The sequence below is a fragment of the Rhodococcus sp. NPDC077669 genome (assembly GCF_040686915.1).
GTDB lineage: Bacteria > Actinomycetota > Actinomycetes > Mycobacteriales > Mycobacteriaceae > Rhodococcoides > Rhodococcoides fascians.
Genome location: NZ_JBFBMD010000018.1, coordinates 56,426 through 74,992, shown reverse-complemented (window position 1 = coordinate 74,992; position 18,567 = coordinate 56,426). Strand labels below are relative to the sequence as shown.

15 protein-coding genes are annotated in these 18,567 nt (G+C 64.7%); 4 read left to right on the top strand and 11 right to left on the bottom strand.

Annotation, left to right across the window (positions count from 1 at the left end):
- Positions 1-64 precede the first annotated feature (64 nt).
- The 6 genes from AB0P23_RS18885 to AB0P23_RS18860 form a co-directional block, all read right to left on the bottom strand.
- Positions 65-1,435 (bottom strand): DUF6350 family protein, encoded by a 1,371-nt coding sequence (locus AB0P23_RS18885; protein ID WP_363798783.1) that lies wholly within the window; start codon positions 1,433-1,435, stop codon positions 65-67.
- A gap of 171 nt (positions 1,436-1,606) precedes the next feature.
- Entirely contained in the window at positions 1,607-2,824 is a 1,218-nt protein-coding gene (locus tag AB0P23_RS18880; RefSeq protein ID WP_052062885.1) for a DUF5336 domain-containing protein, read from the bottom strand.
- Positions 2,825-2,917: 93 nt separating this feature from the next.
- Complete coding sequence (sfnG, locus tag AB0P23_RS18875) at positions 2,918-4,042, bottom strand: dimethylsulfone monooxygenase SfnG (protein WP_027496019.1); 1,125 nt, start codon at positions 4,040-4,042, stop codon at positions 2,918-2,920.
- 107 nt (positions 4,043-4,149) lie between these two features.
- Positions 4,150-5,373 (bottom strand): acyl-CoA dehydrogenase family protein, encoded by a 1,224-nt coding sequence (locus tag AB0P23_RS18870; protein WP_363798779.1) that lies wholly within the window; start codon positions 5,371-5,373, stop codon positions 4,150-4,152.
- 65 nt (positions 5,374-5,438) lie between these two features.
- Entirely contained in the window at positions 5,439-5,780 is a 342-nt protein-coding gene (locus AB0P23_RS18865) for a DUF2200 domain-containing protein (protein ID WP_032373057.1), read from the bottom strand.
- Between the two features lie 9 nt (positions 5,781-5,789).
- A complete protein-coding gene (locus tag AB0P23_RS18860) occupies positions 5,790-6,278 on the bottom strand; it encodes a hypothetical protein (protein ID WP_363798776.1) in 489 nt (162 codons plus the stop codon).
- Between the two features lie 155 nt (positions 6,279-6,433).
- Between AB0P23_RS18860 and AB0P23_RS18855 the strand changes: the two genes are divergently transcribed.
- Positions 6,434-6,607: a hypothetical protein gene (locus tag AB0P23_RS18855; RefSeq protein ID WP_155288490.1), complete on the top strand. Its 174-nt coding sequence runs from the start codon at positions 6,434-6,436 to the stop codon at positions 6,605-6,607.
- 118 nt (positions 6,608-6,725) lie between these two features.
- Here the strand turns inward: AB0P23_RS18855 and sucD are convergent, their stop codons facing one another.
- The 3 genes from sucD to AB0P23_RS18840 form a co-directional block, all read right to left on the bottom strand.
- Positions 6,726-7,637 carry a succinate--CoA ligase subunit alpha gene (gene sucD / locus AB0P23_RS18850; protein WP_027496015.1) on the bottom strand — a complete coding sequence of 304 codons (912 nt, stop codon included), beginning with the start codon at positions 7,635-7,637 and terminating at the stop codon, positions 6,726-6,728.
- An 8-nt stretch (positions 7,638-7,645) separates the two neighbouring features.
- The gene (gene sucC / locus AB0P23_RS18845; RefSeq protein WP_027496014.1) at positions 7,646-8,809 is read right to left on the bottom strand and encodes an ADP-forming succinate--CoA ligase subunit beta; all 1,164 of its coding nucleotides are present in this window, start codon (positions 8,807-8,809) and stop codon (positions 7,646-7,648) included.
- 146 nt (positions 8,810-8,955) lie between these two features.
- Positions 8,956-10,818, bottom strand: a complete 1,863-nt coding sequence (locus tag AB0P23_RS18840; protein WP_155289474.1) for a hypothetical protein — start codon at positions 10,816-10,818, stop codon at positions 8,956-8,958.
- Positions 10,819-11,050: 232 nt separating this feature from the next.
- Between AB0P23_RS18840 and AB0P23_RS18835 the strand changes: the two genes are divergently transcribed.
- Positions 11,051-12,055 (top strand): M23 family metallopeptidase, encoded by a 1,005-nt coding sequence (locus AB0P23_RS18835; RefSeq protein ID WP_032365931.1) that lies wholly within the window; start codon positions 11,051-11,053, stop codon positions 12,053-12,055.
- A 73-nt stretch (positions 12,056-12,128) separates the two neighbouring features.
- On the opposite strand, the gene pcrA is transcribed toward AB0P23_RS18835, so the two are convergent.
- Complete coding sequence (gene pcrA, locus AB0P23_RS18830; protein ID WP_363798771.1) at positions 12,129-14,618, bottom strand: DNA helicase PcrA; 2,490 nt, start codon at positions 14,616-14,618, stop codon at positions 12,129-12,131.
- 328 nt (positions 14,619-14,946) lie between these two features.
- Here pcrA and AB0P23_RS18825 point away from each other — a divergent pair, with 328 nt between their 5' ends.
- Positions 14,947-15,237: a chorismate mutase gene (locus tag AB0P23_RS18825; RefSeq protein ID WP_027496010.1), complete on the top strand. Its 291-nt coding sequence runs from the start codon at positions 14,947-14,949 to the stop codon at positions 15,235-15,237.
- A gap of 44 nt (positions 15,238-15,281) precedes the next feature.
- Here AB0P23_RS18825 and AB0P23_RS18820 read toward each other — a convergent pair whose 3' ends face one another.
- Positions 15,282-16,733, bottom strand: coding sequence for an NAD-dependent succinate-semialdehyde dehydrogenase (locus AB0P23_RS18820; protein WP_032385838.1), 1,452 nt, complete (start codon positions 16,731-16,733; stop codon positions 15,282-15,284).
- Positions 16,734-16,816: 83 nt separating this feature from the next.
- On the opposite strand from AB0P23_RS18820, the gene pgi reads away from it, so the two are divergent.
- Positions 16,817-18,466 carry a glucose-6-phosphate isomerase gene (gene pgi / locus AB0P23_RS18815; protein ID WP_363798768.1) on the top strand — a complete coding sequence of 550 codons (1,650 nt, stop codon included), beginning with the start codon at positions 16,817-16,819 and terminating at the stop codon, positions 18,464-18,466.
- Positions 18,467-18,567 lie beyond the last annotated feature (101 nt).

Here is an 18,567-nt window from a genome sequence, read left to right as displayed (position 1 = left end):
ACTCCTGAGGTATCGAGGGGATCGTTCGAGCCAGCAGAAAGCCTAGTCGCTCCGACCCGCGCCCCTACCGGGCAGGTCCGTCCTCCGCAGTGCTCGACGCGTCGTCCTGGGCCGGGGGCGGAGCGACGATCTCGGCCTCGAGCGGTTCCTCGGATTCGGCGTCTGCCGCGATCGGATCGTCTGCTTCCACTGTCACGACCGGCTTCTCGTCGACGACCTCGGCCTCGACGACGGTGTCCGCGACAGCCTCGTCCGGCTCCGACGCAGGCGCTCGAATGGCCAGGTCTACTGCGGGCACGGTCGCCGGCACGGGCTGCTCGGTACCGGATCGGTCGTGGGGTTCGTGGTCGGGTTCCGGGTCTGCTCGACGCCACACGACGATGGCCGCCGAAACGGATCCGACGACGCCGAGCCAGGCGAAGGTCAACAGTGCGAAGCTCCACACGGTGACTTCGACTGTTCCGAACGTGCCGAGGTTCCCGCCTGCGGCATAGCCGAACACCGCGGCGAGGGCTCCGGTGACGGCGGCTACCGCCCACACCGAGGAGACCGCGACCTGGACGTCCACGCTTCGGATCGCGCAGTCGCGTCCCAGAAGTAGCCCGGCTGCGATGGGAACGACGAGCATGACGATCCAGATCGTCTGCGCGGAGCCCTCGGGGAGGACGGCGAGGATCGGAAGCGGCGGGAGCGGCCCGCCCGTCGTCGAGAACAGGCTGACCGTTGCGTCTCCGAAGCTCGCCGAGGACCCCGTCGCGACGGCGAGGGCACCGAGGACGATGTTCGGCAGGTACAGCACCGACAGCACGGTCAGTCCCAGCATGCCGACGAGGGTGCGTCCGTTGTCGAGCAGCGAACCGGCGGTGTCCCAGGAGGCGAGCAGCGCAAACAGCACGATGGCGGCACCGCCTGCCGTCAGCACCGCAACGGACCGCACGAGCGGCGCAACGAGTGCGCGTACCCAATCTGGAAGATGTCGATCGATCACCAGGGCATCCCAGCGAGCGTGGATCAGGCCGGTGCCCGACGCCGCTGCGTGCACTCCGGCCACCCACGAGAAGGCGACGAGTGCGTTGGGGCTCGACAGTCCGATGACCGTCGACGCATCCTTGGCGACGGCCAGAGCGATGGCCGTGAAAGCGAGGGGTCCGGCCATCGACGCGGCGAACACCCACCTGACCATGCGGCGGTCGGTGGTCTCGTCCACCGCGTGGTGAACCGTGCGTGCGACGGACCAGGCGACGACGAGGGTGGGAAGCATCGGGGCGACGCCCATCGACGTGCCACCGATACTCAGCGGCACCAGGTGCACCGCGAACCAGGAACCGGCGATGGCACCAAGGGTTCCGGTGAGATCGCTGTTGACCGAGACAAGGGTGATCAGGACCAGAGTCGTGGCGATGACCACCACCAGCCCGGAGGTTTTGAAGGCCACTGCAGCGAGCGTTCGTGACTGATCGGGCGTAGGCCCGGTGCTCACACGGGAACTGCGTGCGGTCGCGCGTCGAGTATCTCGGTTCAATAGATCGCTCATCACTACGAGATTCGCATCATCGACGCGGCACGCCGGTCAGGCGCGCCGCGAAGTCGAGTGTGACGTGCGAAATCAGTCGCGCTTGTTGTCGTCTTCCGCGGGAGTCGCGCCGAACGATTGAGTCGGTGCGCCGTACGGCGTCGACTGTGAGCCCGACTCGGACTCGTCGGGTGTGCTCGACGGCTGACCGTAACCGGACGGCTGGCCACCGTACGGGTACTGGTTCGGCGGGTAGGCCTGCCCTGCGGGCGGACCGCTCGGACCGGTGTAGGGCGGCGGCGAGTAGCCACCCTGCGGCGCGGTGTTCGGCGCAGGCTGATTGCCGTACGGCGACTGTGCGCCGGGACCGTAGGAATGCTGGCCGGACGTCTGTCCACTCGGTGCCTGCCCGAAATTCGACGAACCTGCTGTGTTCGACGGGGCCTGACCGTAGGCCGGCGGGTTGCTGTAATTCTGCGGTCCGGACGGTCCACCGAACGACGTCGTCGGCGCGTTGTAGGAATTCTGTTGGCCGTAACCGGACTGCTGACCCTGGTTCCCGAAGCCGGACTGCTTGGGTGCCGGGGCCTTGACGATGCCTGCATCGAGCAGCAGCGCAACCACAGCGGCAGCCGCCTGCACGAAGCCCAACACGAGCACCAGGATCGCGCCGATTCCGAGCGAACTGCTGGTGCTGGCGAACTCGTTGCCCTCGGCACTGGGCAGGCTGAACGACTGGAAGACGAGCACCAGGAATCCGGCGATGGCGAGTGCCGCGATCACGGCCTGGTTCCGGGCGTCTTTCTGTAGCAGTGACGCACCTGCGATCAGACCGGCGGCGAGCAGAAACGCGATCGACGCCGCACTTCCGCCGGACTCGAAGAAGTTGGTGCTGAACGAGGTCTGGATGCCGCTGGGCAGTTGCTCGGACGACGACACTTCGGCGGTGACGAAATCGAGCAGGCCGAGCAGGAAGTTGACGATACCGAGACCGAGCACCACGAAGGTCAGGATCTTCGGCAGATTTGCGAGCCCGGCACCGGACGACTTCGTCGAGTGCCCGGACGTGCCCGGCGCGGACCCGCTCGGTGCGGACGTTCCTGGCACGGGCGGGCCGAACGGGTTGGATACCGACGGCTGGTGGAACGGCTGGTTCTGACCCGACTGGGGGTAGGCACCGGACGACGGCTGATTCGGCTGGTTGGGCGTGGACTGATTCGGCGTGGACGGGGGGCCGTAGGACGGTCCGCCTCCGCCGTAGCCACCAGAGTTGGAGCCCCCGTTGTCAGGGCTGCCGGGCGAGTAGGTCATCGCGTCTCCTCATCCTGATAGTGCCGTACCCAGGTCGGTCGGGTCCGAGATCTCACGCTACTGCACGGACCCGACCGCTCGAGGAACTCCAGGTCAGTGGGACGTGACCAACTCGTGGTCGTTCGATTCGGCCGCTTCGAGCTCCCGCACCAGCGGCAGCACCTTCGCTCCGAAGTATTCGATTTCCTCCTGAAAGTGCAGGAAGCCACCGAGAACGAGGTCGACGCCGAGGCGTCGGTAGGCGACGATGCGTTCGGCAACCTGCTCCGGGGTGCCGATCAACTGCGTCTTGAACCCGTCGTTGTACTGAACGAGGTCCTCGAACGTCGAGTCGGCCCACATCCCCTTCTTGTCGGCCGTCGAATTGCCCGCCTGCTGCACCGCACCTCTGAAACCCTCGACGGCAGGCTTGTTGGCCTTGTCGATGATCTCTCGCAACGTATCTCGCGCTTCTTTCTCGCTGTCTCGCGCAATGATGAAGCCGTTGAGCCCGAACTTGACCTCACGTCGGTGATCGCGCGCGACCCGACGCAGGTTGTCGAGCTGCTCGGTGACGCCGTCGAAATCCTTGCCGTTGCTGAAGTACCAATCCGAGTACCGACCGGCATTCTCCTGCGCGGCGGACGAGTTACCACCTTGGAAAAGTTCAGGATTGGGCCGTTCCGGGGTGTTGAGCGGTTTCGGCTTCAGCGTGAAATCGTGGATCCGATAAAAATCGCCCCGGAAATCCACGTCGTCCTCGGTCCAGATCTTGCGCAGTACCTGCAGGAATTCGGCGCTGCGACGGTATCTTTCGTCGTGCTCGAGCCATGGCTCACCGAGGTGGGTGAATTCGTCCTTGAACCAGCCACTGACGACGTTGACCGCAAAACGGCCGTTCGAGAGGTGGTCTGCCGTCGCTCCCAGCTTGGCCAACACGGCAGGCTGCCAGAGCCCGGGATGCACGGCGGCAATGACTTTCAGACGTTCGGTGGCCAACAGCAACGCGAGCGAGAAGCTCGTCGACTCGTGCTGGAACTCGGCCCCGTAGCTCGCCTCGTAACGGACCTGACTGAGGGCGTACTCGAAGCCGTTGTTCTCGGCGGTCTGCGCCAGCTTCTTGTTGTACTCGTAGTCCCAACTGGTCCGTTGCTCGATGGTGCTGGTGACCAGGCCACCCGAGACATTGGGAACCCAGTACGCGAACTTGATTGCGTCGGCGATCTTTTCGGTGCTCATGTGTGCGTCATCCTTCATCGGATGAATGCGCCATCCACGCACTCAGATGGCGTGGATGGCACATTCATCCGGAAATCGGGGGTCGGATCGGGGCCGGAAATTTGGGACTACGAGTACCAGGTGGGCTCGGGCAGCTCACCGGTGAGCACCCAGCGGCCGACTTCGCGTCGCTTGTAGGCAACCGGATCGTGCAGGGTGTGGGTACGGACGTTGCGCCAGAAGCGATCGAACCCATACTTGCTGGCCGTGGCGCGGGCACCGAGGGCCTCGAACACGGTCGAGGTGATCTCGAGCGAGACGTCGGTGGCGCGAGCCTTGACTGCGGCCACCCGCACCTCGTGGTCACCACGCTCCTCGGCGGTGACGTTCCACGCGTTGTCGTGAATCTTCTGTCCTTCCAACGCAACTGCGTCGGCCAGAGCTTCGACGGCCCACAGTTTGGCGGTCAGATCGCCGTAGATGTCGATGATGTACGGCTCGTCGACTGCTTTGTCCACCGTGCTGTGCAGCCACGCGCGAGTCTTGTCCTTGGTGTACGACGCGGCTTCCTCGAGAGCACCCCTCGCGATTCCGAGGTAGAAGTTGACGAACACCAACTGAATGGTCGGCACGTTGCGGGTGTTGTAGACGCGGGGCTGAAACACTTTGTCCACGAACCCCGCTGCACTTGCCCAGTCGACGCGAACCTTGTCGATCGTGACGCTGCCACTTTCGGTCTGACGCTGGCCGATGTTGTCCCAGTCGTCGTGGAAGGACAGACCCTCGATGTTCGACGGCACGATTGCGAACACGTGATCGGCACTGCCCTCGAGCGCACCTTCGAGCACGGTCACGTCCGAGACACGACTGCCGGTGGAGAACGTCTTGGAACCGTCGAACACGATGGTGTCGCCCTCGTCGGTGACCGACACGTCGTTGTCGCGGGGATTGACGGCACCGCCGAAGAACCACTTGTTCTTCGTGGCATCGGCTTCGACGGCCTCGATCTGCTCGGGGGTACCGACCAGACGCGCGGCCCAGAACCAGAGAAGGTGGTAGCCCAGCAGCTGACCGATCGAGCCGTCGGCCTTCGAGACGGTGCGAATCACCTGGTAGGCCGTGGGCCAATCCTGGCCGCCGCCACCGTGCTCGACGGGACCGAGCAGCGTGACGAGCCCGGCGTCCTTGAGCAACTGAACCTCTGCGGACGGAAGCTCGCGGCCCTTGTCACGGGTAACGGCGTCGACAAGGAGCAGCTGCGCTACTTCACCTGCGCGGGAAATCCATCCGGCAGCAGTGGTGGGAGCGTCGGCCCAGTTCTTGGCGAGTGCACGATTTTCGGTAGTTGTCATGACGCACAGTGAAGTCCCGCGTCGAAGCGATGACCACAGTTCGATTCAGCGTGATTCTAACGGGATCACCCACGCAGAATTTCCTCCATCTTCTTGCCCTTGGCCAGCTCGTCGATCAGCTTGTCCAGCAATCGGATTTTCTTCATCAGGGGATCTTCGACATTCTCGACGCGGATGCCGCAGACCACTCCGGTGATCAGTGTCGCGTTCGGGTTCAGGTTCGCCGCCGCGAAGAAGTCCTCGAATGTCGTCTCCGCCTCGAGGTGTTTTTTCAGTGTCGCTTGATCGAACCCGGTGAACCACCGGACGATCTCGTCGACCTCCGCTTCGGTGCGGCCCTTTCGCTCCACCTTGTTGATGTAGAGCCGATGGACCGTCACGAAGGCGGTGGTGAAGATGTTGTGCACGGGGCCAATCTAGTCCACCGACGCGCCCGCGAAGTAGGCCCGCACACGAGGCGTGAACAGCAGCACTGCGACCGCCAGCAGGATGACCACTTGAATCGCTTGCACCACGTGGGCCCACGGAAGATTCGGGGTGAAGATCAGGTAGGAGTAGGCAGCCACTCCGAAGACGCTCCAGCTCAACAAGAGTCGATGTTCGGATGGACTGCGCCTGGAGAGTCGCTGGACAAGATACGAGTAGCCGAAGATCAGGCTGACCACGGTGATCACCCGCATCGAGTAGGCCCCGTAGACGATCGCTTTCGCCGAGGCCGGAAGGGAGCCGTCGTCCATGCCCTGTCGATGCATCTGGAAATCGGCCAGCGACTTCGCCAGCGCCACCGAGGCGAGTGCATACAGACACGAGACCACCATGGCCACGATCATCAACCGGCCGACCGGTCGTACAGCGGGGTCCGCGTGCCACCCCTGTCGATACAGACGGTGCAGAAATTCCGACATCAGCCCTCCCCGAACGGTGTCGCTGAGATTGTTGCACAATGTCGTTACTTTAGCTATTGACTCCCCTTTGCCTTCATTGTGGATTTCAATTACTATGCAACACAACACTTTTCAGGAAGAATGGGCAGCGACATCGTCGAACGGGAGGGCAAGACATGACACGCAAGAGGTTCGAGTACTTCAAAGTCGCGTTGTTTCTGATGTCCGCAATCGTCCTGGCCTGGGCTGCAGGAACTTTCGAATCGCTCTACTACGCACTCGCGGCGGCGCTGTTCGGAGCGATGACAGTGTTCGTCCTGTGGCGAGTGGACAAATTCGAGACCGAATAGCGCTGTCCATACGTCGTGCGCGTTTTGCGTACCTTCAGGTACGCAAAACGCGCACAAGGGATTGGGGCACGAAAAAGCCCGCCACCGAATCGGTGGCGGGCTCTTTCAGAAGCGAGTCCTACTTGACGGACAGCGATTCCAGGATTTCGCGCGCGAGGGCAGCGGTCTCGGACGGCGTCTTGCCGACCTTGACGCCTGCGGCCTCGAGTGCGTCCTTCTTCGCCTGTGCCGTTCCCAGCGAGCCGGAGACGATGGCGCCGGCGTGGCCCATGGTCTTGCCCTCGGGAGCGGTGAAGCCTGCGACGTAGCCGACGACCGGCTTGGTCACGTTGGCCTTGATGTAGTCGGCTGCACGCTCTTCGGCGTCGCCGCCGATCTCGCCGATCATGACGATGATCTTGGTGTCGGGGTCCGCCTCGAACGCCTCGATGGCGTCGATGTGGGTGGTTCCGATGACGGGGTCGCCGCCGATGCCGATGGCCGTCGAGAATCCGAAGTCGCGGAGCTCGAACATCATCTGGTAGGTCAGGGTGCCACTCTTGGAGACCAGGCCGATGGGGCCGGTTCCCGAGATGTTGGCGGGCGTGATGCCGACCAATGCCTCACCGGGAGTGATGATTCCGGGGCAGTTCGGCCCGATGATGCGGGTCTTCTTGCCCTTCTCCACGTTGTAGGCCCACGCGTATGCGGAGTCCTGCACGGGGATGCCCTCGGTGATGACGACGAGCAGCGGGATCTCCGCGTCGATCGCTTCGACGATGGCGTCCTTGGAGAATGCCGGCGGCACGAACGCGATGGACACGTCGGCTCCGGTCTTCTCCATGGCCTCGGAAACCGAAGCGAACACCGGCAATTCGATGTCGTTGCCCTGTGCGTCGACGTGCTTGACCGTGGTTCCGGCCTTGCGTGCGTTGACGCCACCGACGACCTGGGTGCCGGCCTTGAGCATCAGGGCGGTGTGCTTGGTGCCTTCGCCGCCGGTGATGCCCTGGACGATGACCTTGTTGTCCTTGTTCAGAAAGATAGACATTGTTTCCTCTACTTCGCTGCCAGCTCGGCGGCCTTGTCGGCGCCCTCGTCCATGGTTCCGGCGAGCGTCACCAGCGGGTGCGCGGCGTCGGCGAGAATCTTGCGGCCCTCTTCGACCTTGTTGCCGTCGAGACGGACGACCAGCGGCTTGTTGGCGTCGTCGCCCAGCTTCTTCAGCGCGCCGACGATACCGTTGGCCACTGCGTCACACGCGGTGATGCCACCGAAAACGTTGACGAACACGCTCTTGACCTGCTCGTCACCGAGGATGACGTCGAGGCCTGCGGCCATGACCTCGGCCGAAGCGCCGCCGCCGATGTCGAGGAAGTTGGCCGGCTTGACGCCGCCGTGTGCCTCGCCTGCGTATGCGACCACGTCGAGGGTCGACATGACCAGTCCGGCACCGTTTCCGATGATGCCGACCTGTCCGTCGAGCTTGACGTAGTTGAGGTCGTTCTCCTTGGCCTTGGCCTCGAGGGGATCGGCTGCGTCCTTGTCCTCGAACTCGGCGTGGCCGGGCTGGCGGAAGTCTGCATTGGCGTCGAGCGTGACCTTGCCGTCGAGGGCGAGGATCTGATCGTCGGGGGTGCGAACCAGCGGGTTGACCTCGACCAGGAGAGCGTCTTCGTTGATGAAGACCTCCCACAGCTTCTGGATGGTCACCGCAGCGGCGTCGAGCACCTCGGCGGGCAGCTTGCCCTTCTCGGCGATCTCACGAGCGAACGCGAGGTCGACGCCCTTGACTGCGTCGACGGGGATACGTGCGAGTGCGTCGGGGTTCTCCTCCGCCGTCACCTCGATCTCGACTCCACCTTCGACCGAACACATCGCGAGGTAGGTGCGGTTGGTGCGATCGAGCAGGAAGGAGATGTAGTACTCCTCGGCGATGTCGGAGGCTTCTGCGACGAGAAGCTTCTTGACGACATGGCCCTTGATGTCGAGTCCGAGAATCGCTTCGGCGTTCTCGGTTGCTGCTGCGACGTCCTTGGAGTACTTGACGCCGCCGGCCTTGCCGCGGCCGCCGACCTTGACCTGCGCCTTGACCATTACTGGCTTGCCGATTTCTTCGGCAATCTGTGTTGCTCCGGCGACCGTGTCGGTGACACGACCGGCGGAGGTGGGTACGCCATGCTTGGCGAACAATTCCTTCGCCTGGTATTCGAAGAGATCCATCAGCTCACCGTCTCGTCTACGTTGACGCCCGCTCCAGGGGTGTGAGCGGGTCTGAGCATGGACTTTATCCAGGTGCCCCGACGGCGCATCGGGCGCATGGATGCTATGTGGTCTATCTCACCGCTGTGGCCGCAGTGAAACCGGCGTCACCGATCGGTGCGACGAGCCGAAAGTGCCGCCGCGACACCGAGAACGACGATTCCGGCGACCGATGGCACCAAACCGGGTCCCAGCTCCGGGTCGGCTGCGCGAGCGGACGTCAGTGGCCACGACGCGAGATGAACGACGCCCGCGACGGCCGCACCGACGAGCAGAACGCTGCCACGCGCGGGGCGGGCCCGGGCGGCAACGAGGGCGGCGACGACGACGCCGACAGCGAGCAGCAGCTGCCCCCAGGTGTCCCAACCCCACGGAAACTCGGTGATGGTCGCCGCGGTCAGATCGCTGCCTCGATACAGGGGCAGGGCCAATCCGACTGCCAGTAGAAGGGCCCCGACGAGCGCAGTTCCCAGCACCGGGAAGTAGGTGGCCGCATCCTCGGACGTGTCGACGTCGTCACGCTCGGCCGATCCGGCGAACAGGGCCAGCAGTCCGGTGACGGCCGCGAACACGACTCCCGCGATGATCAGCAGGGCACCCGTCCCGGTATCGACGCCCGCGAGGTCCTCGGCCAGCACCACCGACTGCAACACGGCCGCCGCGGCCGACACCGCGGCGAGCCAGAAGACGGACAAGAACGGACGAGCCGCCGCAGCGAACTCGGAGAACAGCAGCGGCACCGAGGCCAGAATCGAGACGAAGCCCGCTATGAGCACCACGCGGGTCGCCAGGATCGTGGGCGCAGTTCCCGCGGCGTCGGTCTCGAGAATCGGCAACAGCGACCCCACCACCAGCAGTACGCCGGCAAGTACGCCCGCACTGCCTGCTGCCGCATGCCACCTCGTGGTGCCGGGCCCGGCGACCCCGCGCGGACCCCGACCACCCTCGGCGACGGATCGCGCCGCCGCCAGAGCGCGGCGATCACGGCCGGAGGCAACAGGTGCGAGTACAGCGCCTCCGACGGTCAATCCGAGCCCGGCAACGGTGCCGAGGTATGCCCCGAGGCCGGCCTCGATCCGAGCACCGGTAGCCACTCCAGCGAGCAGACCGACACCCGCGAACGAGAGGACCCCGAGACCCGCGCCGACGGCGGCACCGGACGCGACCACCGGCGAGAGCGACGCCAACGCCGAGGCCGTGACCACGAGTGCGCCGATTCCGACCAGCGCGGACCCCACCGCCACGAACACCGGCGACTCCACCACCGCCGAGACGATCACCACCGGATCGGCCGACCGGTACAGCGAGGCGAACGCCGCTGCGGCGGCCACGACACCGAACGCTCCGAGCAGGATCGACAACAGCGGACCCACCCGGCCCGCTGTCGCTCGTCCCACGTGCTCCGAGTAGACCGAATGTCCGTACCCGTCACCGAGCGCTGCACGATGCACTGCCGACCACCCCGCCGCACCCGCCAGAACCGACGCAGCGTGACCGGCGAGCAGAACATGAGAGCCGAGGGTGGCGTCGAGCATCGCGGCGCTCAGGGGACGGAACAGCTCGAGCCGGTTCGCATCGATCGGATCGGACAGCACAGCGAGATCGAGGATCGCGATTCCGAGCGTCACCGCGCCGAAGCCTGAGAGCAGAGCGGCACCGAATTCGACGCGTCGCATCGCAGCACTGACGGCGGCGGCAACCGCCACCACGACCGGGAGCGCAACGGCCAGCACAGCGGCCGACGAGACTCCGCCGCCCACCGGCGAACCGTCGACGGCCTGGACGACGCCGATCAACGGAGCTGCAGCGGCACACAGTGCGGCGACGACAGCGAGCACGACGGCGGCGACGATGCGCGACGTGGGCGAATGATCCTCCACGCCGCCGCGGGCATCCTGCGGCGCGATACGTTGCGGTTCGGCTCGGTCGGAGCCGTGGGCGGACGAGTCGTCGAAGGTGGGGGTCGGCACCCGTAGGACGGTATCGGCTCGGTCGCGCCCCGAGCCGTCGGTCACGGTGCGTGCCGCACTCGTGTCCGATTACGGATGTGGCGTGTCACCACATAGACCCTGGTCACCCTGTGAGCCATCTCACATATTGCCCAGGTTTCGGCTGTTAACTTGCGCGCGCCGCAACCATTTCGTTACCGTCTGCCGAGTCTTTCAGTAACGGCCAGGTCACAGATATCGGAGGTTGTAGGTCTTGCAGCAGCACCGCGCGTCCTTTACTTCCAGCCGATTCTCTCGCCCGACGGCGGACGACGCGACCACGGTGTACAGCTACGAGCCCACCACCGAGCCGAGTGCATACGAGGCCTATTCCTACCCCACGTACGAGTACGTCGAAGCCGATTTCGCCGGTGCAGTAGCAGCCGACGAGACACCGACCGTCGTCACGACCTACGCAACCACCGCAGACGCCGCACCCGTGGCTCGTCGCGGCGGAGCGCACCGCATCCCCGTTCCTCCGACTGCACTGAAGGGTCGCGCCGCCGTCTTGGCCGTGGCCGCCGGTGCCGTTGTTGCCGCAGGGCAAGCCGTCATCAACGACGATGCGCCCACCGCAGTCGCCACCTCCGAGTACGCACTCGCCGCGGGTGAAGCACCGGCCGCCGCAGCACTCGCAGCCACCACCGCACCGCAGGCCGACGAGCCGGTAGCCGACGCTTCGAGCGCAACTCCCTCGCAAGCACCGCAGATCCTCAGCGTCGCCGCACCGGTCGACCTCAGCCAGTTCAACGACCTGCTCGCCAAGGGCCAGCGTTTCAGCGAAGAGCGTGCCGCCCGCGAGGCCGCAGCCCGTCGCCCGCTGTTCTCCCTCCCGGCTCAGGGCACGTACACCTCCAACTTCGGCACTCGATGGGGCGTCCTGCATGCCGGCGTCGACGTCGCCAATGCCATCGGAACCCCCATCTACGCCGTCGCCGACGGCAAGGTGATCGATTCCGGTCCCGCGTCGGGCTTCGGAATGTGGGTTCGCCTGCAGCACGCCGACGGCACGATCACGGTCTACGGCCACATCGACACCTCGACAGTCACCGTGGGCCAGGACGTCATGGCCGGCGACCAGATCGCAACCATGGGCAACCGTGGCTTCTCCACCGGCCCGCACCTGCACTTCGAGGTTCATCTCCCGGGTGAGGTCAAGATCGATCCCCTCCCCTGGCTCGCGTCCCGAGGAATCTCCCTCGGACCCGAAATGGACTGAGTCCTTCTTCACCGCTTCACAACAAAGCCGGACCCCGCTTTCGCAGGGCCCGGCTTTCGCGTTGTCGGGACTACTACAGCTTGGTCATCGGAACGCCGCCGATGAGCATCATCTTGACGCGACCTGCCGAGCCGAAATCGATCAGCACCATCGCCTTGACTCCGGCACCCGTGGATTCGAGCACCGTACCCAGTCCATACTTGTCGTGGCTGACTCGATCACCTACAGCCAGAACCAGATTGGAGTTTCGGCCCTTCGCGGCACCGAAGCTCGGAGACGAACTCTGGCCACGACTCGACGACCCGCCGTAGCTACCGGAGCCGTAGTTGCCCGAGCCGTAACCGCCGCCCGAGCCGTAACTGTTCGATCCGTAGCTGCCGGATCTACCGCCGCCGACTGCGCGGCCGCCGCCGGTGCCCGGGTCTTCGCGACGCCAGTCGATCAGATGTTGCGGAACCTCTTGCAAGAAGCGTGATTCCGGGTTGGCGATGGGCTGACCCCACGCCGACCTCATGATCGCGCGCGTGAGATAGAGCCGTTGCCGCGCGCGAGTGATGCCCACGTACGCCAGCCGTCGTTCCTCGGACAGCTCGTTCGGATCACCGAGCGCACGCATGTGCGGGAACTGGCCGTCCTCCCACCCGGTGACGAAGACAACCGGAAATTCCAGCCCTTTGGCGGTGTGCAGCGTCATCAACGTCACGACGCCGGTGCCCGAGTCGGGGATCTGATCGGTATCGGCAACCAGAGAAACCCGTTCGAGGAACGCGGCCAACGAACCCGGCTCGGCCAGACCGTCGACCCCGCCGTCGTCATCGTTTCGGTCGTCACCTGTCTCGAGCGCCTCTTCGGCCACTGCGGCCTGGTTACGCGCCTCGGACGTGAACTCCCGTGCGACGCTGACCAATTCGTTGAGGTTGTCCAGGCGAGCACCGTCCTGCGGGTCGCTACTGGCCTCGAGCTCGGCGCGATAGCCGGTGCGGTCCAGAACTGCTTCGACCACGTCGCCGATATCGGCGATGTCGTTGCCGTCTCCGTCGGTGGCCGTCAGTACGGCACGCAACTCGTCGAGCAGCTCCATGAACTGAGCGATCAACTTCTGCTGCCGCGAGTTGAGCAACGCCACCTTGCCCGCGGCCGCGTCGTGCAGCGCTCGTGAGAAGCTGATGTCGCGTTGCTCGGCGTGCACGGCCACACATGCCTCGGCGCGGTCTCCGATGCCGCGTCGGGGGGTATTGAGGATGCGCCGCATGCTGACGGTGTCGTCTTCGTTGGACAGCACGCGCAGGTACGCAACGAGGTCCCGGACCTCCTTGCGCTCGTAGAACCGGACGCCGCCGACGACCTTGTACGGCAGGCCGAGACGAATGAAGATCTCTTCGAGCGCGCGCGAAGAGTTGTTGGTCCGGTAGAACACCGCCACCTCGTCGAAACGCACATCCCCGCTGTCGACGAGACGATCGATTTCCGACGCGACGAACGACGCCTCGTCGTGCTCGTTGTCGGCGACGTACCCGACGATCAGTTCGCCTTCACCGGTGTCGGTCCACAACTTCTTCTCGCGCCGTCCGATGTTGCGCGAGATGACGGCATTGGCCGCCGACAGAATGTTCTGCGTCGATCGGTAGTTCTGCTCGAGCAGAATGGTGCGAGCGTCGGGGTAGTCGCGTTCGAACTCCTCGATGTTGCGAATGGTCGCGCCGCGGAATGCGTAGATCGACTGATCGGCGTCACCCACCACGCAGAGTTCACCCGGCGCGACGGTGCCCTCGAGCGCGCCGTCTGCATCGGGCGTGCCGACGAGTTCGCGAACCAGCATGTACTGGGCGTGGTTGGTGTCCTGGTACTCGTCGACCAGTACGTGCCGGAACCGGCGTCGGTAGTACTGCGCCACCTGCGGGAAGGCCTGCAGAATTCCCACCGTTTCGCCGATAAGATCGTCGAAGTCCATGGCGTTGGCTGCGCGCAGACGCTGCTGATAGATGCGGTAGACCTTCGCGACGAGTCGGGGCAGCTCGGCAGGGTCGCCGTCGGCGTCCTCGGCGGCCTTGTCCGGGCCGATCAGCTCGTTCTTGAGGTTGGAGATCGCCGTCGAGAGCAGACGAGCCGAGAACTTCTTGGTGTCGATCTGCAGGTCTTTGGAGATCATCGTCAGCAGCCGGCGTGAGTCGTCCGCGTCGTAGATCGAGAAGTTGGAGTTCAATCCCGGCAACAATGCCGCCTGGGCGCGCAGGATGCGCACGCAGCTGGAGTGGAACGTCGACACCCACATGGCGTTCGCCCGCGGCCCCACCAGACCTGCCACTCGCTCGCGCATCTCGGCGGCGGCCTTGTTGGTGAACGTGATCGCCAGGACCTGCCCCGGCGACACCCCCCGCTCCGCGAGCAGATACGCGATGCGACGCGTCAGCACCGCTGTCTTGCCCGAGCCTGCACCGGCCACGATGAGCAGCGGCGATCCCGTGTGCACGACGGCCTCGCGCTGCTGAGGATTGAGCCCCTCCAGCAGCGCGTCGGACGAGGTTTTCTTACGGGACTCGAGGCCCTGGAGGAATGTGTTCATCGTCTGGCCAGGCTACCGGCGCGTACCGACAAACCCACATCCCGTGGTCGTCGGCGTCATCTCCGACTTTTCAGGACGGTTACCCCGTGGCACACTGGATCGGTGATCGAAAAAGTCGTGCGTCATCGCTTGCGTCGGATCGGCCACTGCGCAGCCGGACGAGCGGGAGCCTGTCGACAGTCGTAACGCCCCAGCTTTCCCGGCGGGAATCTCGTCGATCTCGGTCCTTCGAGACGAAACCCAGCCGACAGCCGCTGCAGTTCCGAATACGAAAGGCGTAACGGTGCCGGACGACGCAACGATCCAAGATGTGACCCGAGGAGAGACGATGGCTATGACGACGAAGATCGATTCAGAGACTGCATTGCCTTCCAGCGAAGCCGAGATCAACGACCTGCGTCAGGAGATCGACCGTCTCGACGCCGAGATCCTCGCGGCAGTGCGGCGTCGCTCCGAGGTCTCGCAGATCATCGGACGCACCCGCATGGCGTCCGGCGGCCCGCGCCTCGTGCACAGCCGTGAGATGAAAGTTCTCGAGCGCTTCAGCAGCCTCGGTCAGGAAGGCCACACACTGGCCATGCTCCTGCTCCGCCTCGGCCGCGGTCGCCTCGGCCACTGACCGAACCCCGGTTGGGCGCGCAGGATGCACGCCCAACCGATGCTCTACTTCAGTGCGATGTACTTGGTCTCGAGGTATTCCTCGATTCCCTCGGATCCGCCCTCACGGCCGAATCCGGATTCTTTGACTCCACCGAACGGTGCTGCCGCGTCCGAGATCACTCCGCGGTTGACACCCACCATGCCGCTGTCGATCGCGTCGGCCACTCGTAGCGCGCGATCCAGGCTCTCGGTGTAGATGTACGACGCCAAGCCGTACTCGGTGGCGTTGGCTGCGTCGATTCCTTCCTGTTCGGTATCGAATCCGACGATCGGGGCCACCGGGCCGAACACTTCTTCCTTCAGAATGCGGGCCGACGTCGGCATGTCGGTGAGCACGGTCGCCGGGTAGAAGTAGCCGTCGCCACCCGGTGCGCTACCGCCGAGCGCTACCGTCGCACCCTTCTCCACTGCATCGTCGACGAGCTCCTGCACGGTCTCGAGCTGGTCTGCGTTGATCAGCGGTCCGAGCTTGGTGTCGGGGTCGACGCCGGGTCCGAGCTTCATCTCGGACATCTTCGCCACCAACTTGGTGGTGAATTCCTCACGCACGCTGTTGTGCACGTGCAGACGGTTCGCCGCCGTGCAGGCCTCGCCGCCGTTGCGCATCTTCGCCAGCATCGCGCCGTCCACCGCGTCGTCGATGTTCGCGTCGTCGAACACCACGAACGGGGCATTGCCACCGAGTTCCATCGACGTCCGCAGCAACCTCGTCGCGGACTTCTCGACGAGCGATTTGCCGACGCCGGTGGATCCGGTGAAGGTGAGTTTGCGGAGCCTCGGGTCTTCGAGCAGCGGCCCGGTGACGTCGCCGGACTTCGAGGTCGTCAGCACCGAGAGCACGCCCTCCGGTAGACCCACCTCGTCGAAGATCTGCGCGAGCAGCAGCATCGTCAGCGGGGTCTCTCGTGCCGGCTTGACCACGATTGTGCAGCCGGCGGCCAGGGCAGGGCCGATCTTCCTGGTGCCCATCGCCAACGGGAAATTCCACGGGGTGATCGCCAGTACCGGGCCGACCGGAGCCTTGGTCACGAGAATGCGGCCGTTGCCCGCCGGGGCCGGGGTGTAGCGACCACCGATGCGCACCGCTTCCTCGGCGAACCACCGGAAGAACTCCGCACCGTATTTCACCTCGGCCTTCGACTCCGCGAGGGCCTTGCCCATCTCCAGGGTCATCAGCAGCGCGATGTCGTCGGCACGTTCGGTGACCTTCTCGAACGCCGCTCGAAGAATTTCACTGCGTTCGCGGGCAGGTGTTGCCGCCCAGCTCTTCTGCGCCGCAGCAGCCGCGTCGAGGGCCTTCATCGCGTCGGCCGGGGATGCGTCCGCCACCTCCGTCAGGGGCTTGCCGGTCGCCGGATCGTTCACCGCGAACGTCTTACCGCCCTCGGCGTCGACGGCCTTGCCGCCGATCCACAGTTTTGCCGGAATCGATTCGATCAATGCACGTTGGTCCATACCGTCCATGATGCCTCCGCAGCGCCCGATGCAAACGACAAACGACGCGCGCATGACTCGGCACCGGATTACTGTTGGTTCGTATGAGCGTCGATATCACCGGCACGGATGCCTGGCAGAAACTGACCGATCACCACTCCGAGATTGCCGATACTCATCTCCGAACTCTGTTCGCCGATGACGCCGACCGAGGGCGCACCTTCACCCTCGCCGCCGCGGATCTTCACATCGACTACAGCAAGCATCGCGTCACCAGCGAGACTCTCGCCCTGCTGATCGAACTGGCCCGCACCGCCGACGTCGAAGGCAAGCGCGACGCCATGTTCGCAGGCGACCACATCAACACCTCCGAGGATCGCGCTGTTCTGCACACCGCGCTGCGTCTACCGGCCGACGCGTCGTTGACCGTCGACGGCCAGGACGTCGTCGCCGATGTACACGAAGTCCTCACGGCCATGGGCGAATTCACCGATCGCGTGCGTTCGGGCGAATGGGTCGGTGCCACCGGCGAGAAGATCTCCACCGTTGTCAACATCGGTATCGGTGGATCCGATCTGGGCCCGGTCATGGTCTACAACGCACTCCGTCACTACGCCGACGCGGGGATCTCGGCGAAATTCGTCTCCAACGTCGACCCCGCCGATCTCGTCGGCGCGCTCGACGGACTCGACCCGGCGTCGACGCTGTTCATCATCGCCTCCAAGACCTTCTCCACCCTCGAGACGCTGACCAACGCCACCGCAGCCCGGCGCTGGCTCGTCGACGCACTCGGTGAGGACGCCGTCGCCAAGCATTTCGTCGCCGTGTCCACCAACGCCGAACGCGTCGCGGACTTCGGCATCGACACCGACAACATGTTCGGCTTTTGGGACTGGGTGGGCGGACGTTATTCCGTGGACTCGGCAATCGGGCTGTCGGTCATGGCCGTTGTCGGCAAAGAGGCATTCGCCGAATTCCTCGACGGTTTTCATCGGATCGACGAGCACTTCCGGTCGACACCGCTCGCCGAGAACGCACCAGTTCTGCTCGGCCTCATCGGCCTCTGGTACAGCAACTTCTTCGGCGCGGAAACCCGTGCAGTGCTGCCGTATTCGAATGATCTCTCCCGCTTCGCCGCGTACTTGCAGCAGTTGACGATGGAGTCGAACGGCAAGTCCGTCAAGGCCGACGGCTCCCCCGTCACCACCTCCACCGGCGAAATCTTCTGGGGCGAACCGGGCACCAACGGACAGCATGCCTTCTACCAATTGCTGCACCAGGGAACACGTTTGGTGCCTGCGGACTTCATCGGTTTCGCCGAGCCCACCGACGACCTGCCCACCCGTGACGGCACCGGCTCGATGCACGACCTGCTGATGAGCAACTTCTTCGCCCAGACCAAGGTGCTCGCCTTCGGCAAGACCGCCGAGGAAATCGCCGCCGAGGACACACCCGCAGATGTGGTGCCGCACAAGGTGATGCCGGGCAATCGACCGTCCACCTCGATCCTCGCCCCCAAACTCACCCCGTCCGTCGTCGGACAATTGATCGCCCTGTACGAACACCAGGTCTTCGTCGAAGGCGTCATCTGGGGCGTCGACTCCTACGACCAGTGGGGCGTCGAACTCGGTAAGACCCAGGCACTCGAACTGACACCGGTGCTCACCGACGCCGAAGCCCCTGCCGTGCAATCGGATTCATCCACCGACGCCCTGGTGCGCTGGTACCGATCGCAGCGAGGTCGTTCGGTCTGAGGTCGGTCGGCCTGAGGTCGGTCGGGCCCGGCCGGGACGCAGATCAGCTCCCCAGTTTCGGATTTATGCCTCCGATCGGCGTCGGATATCCGAAACTGGGG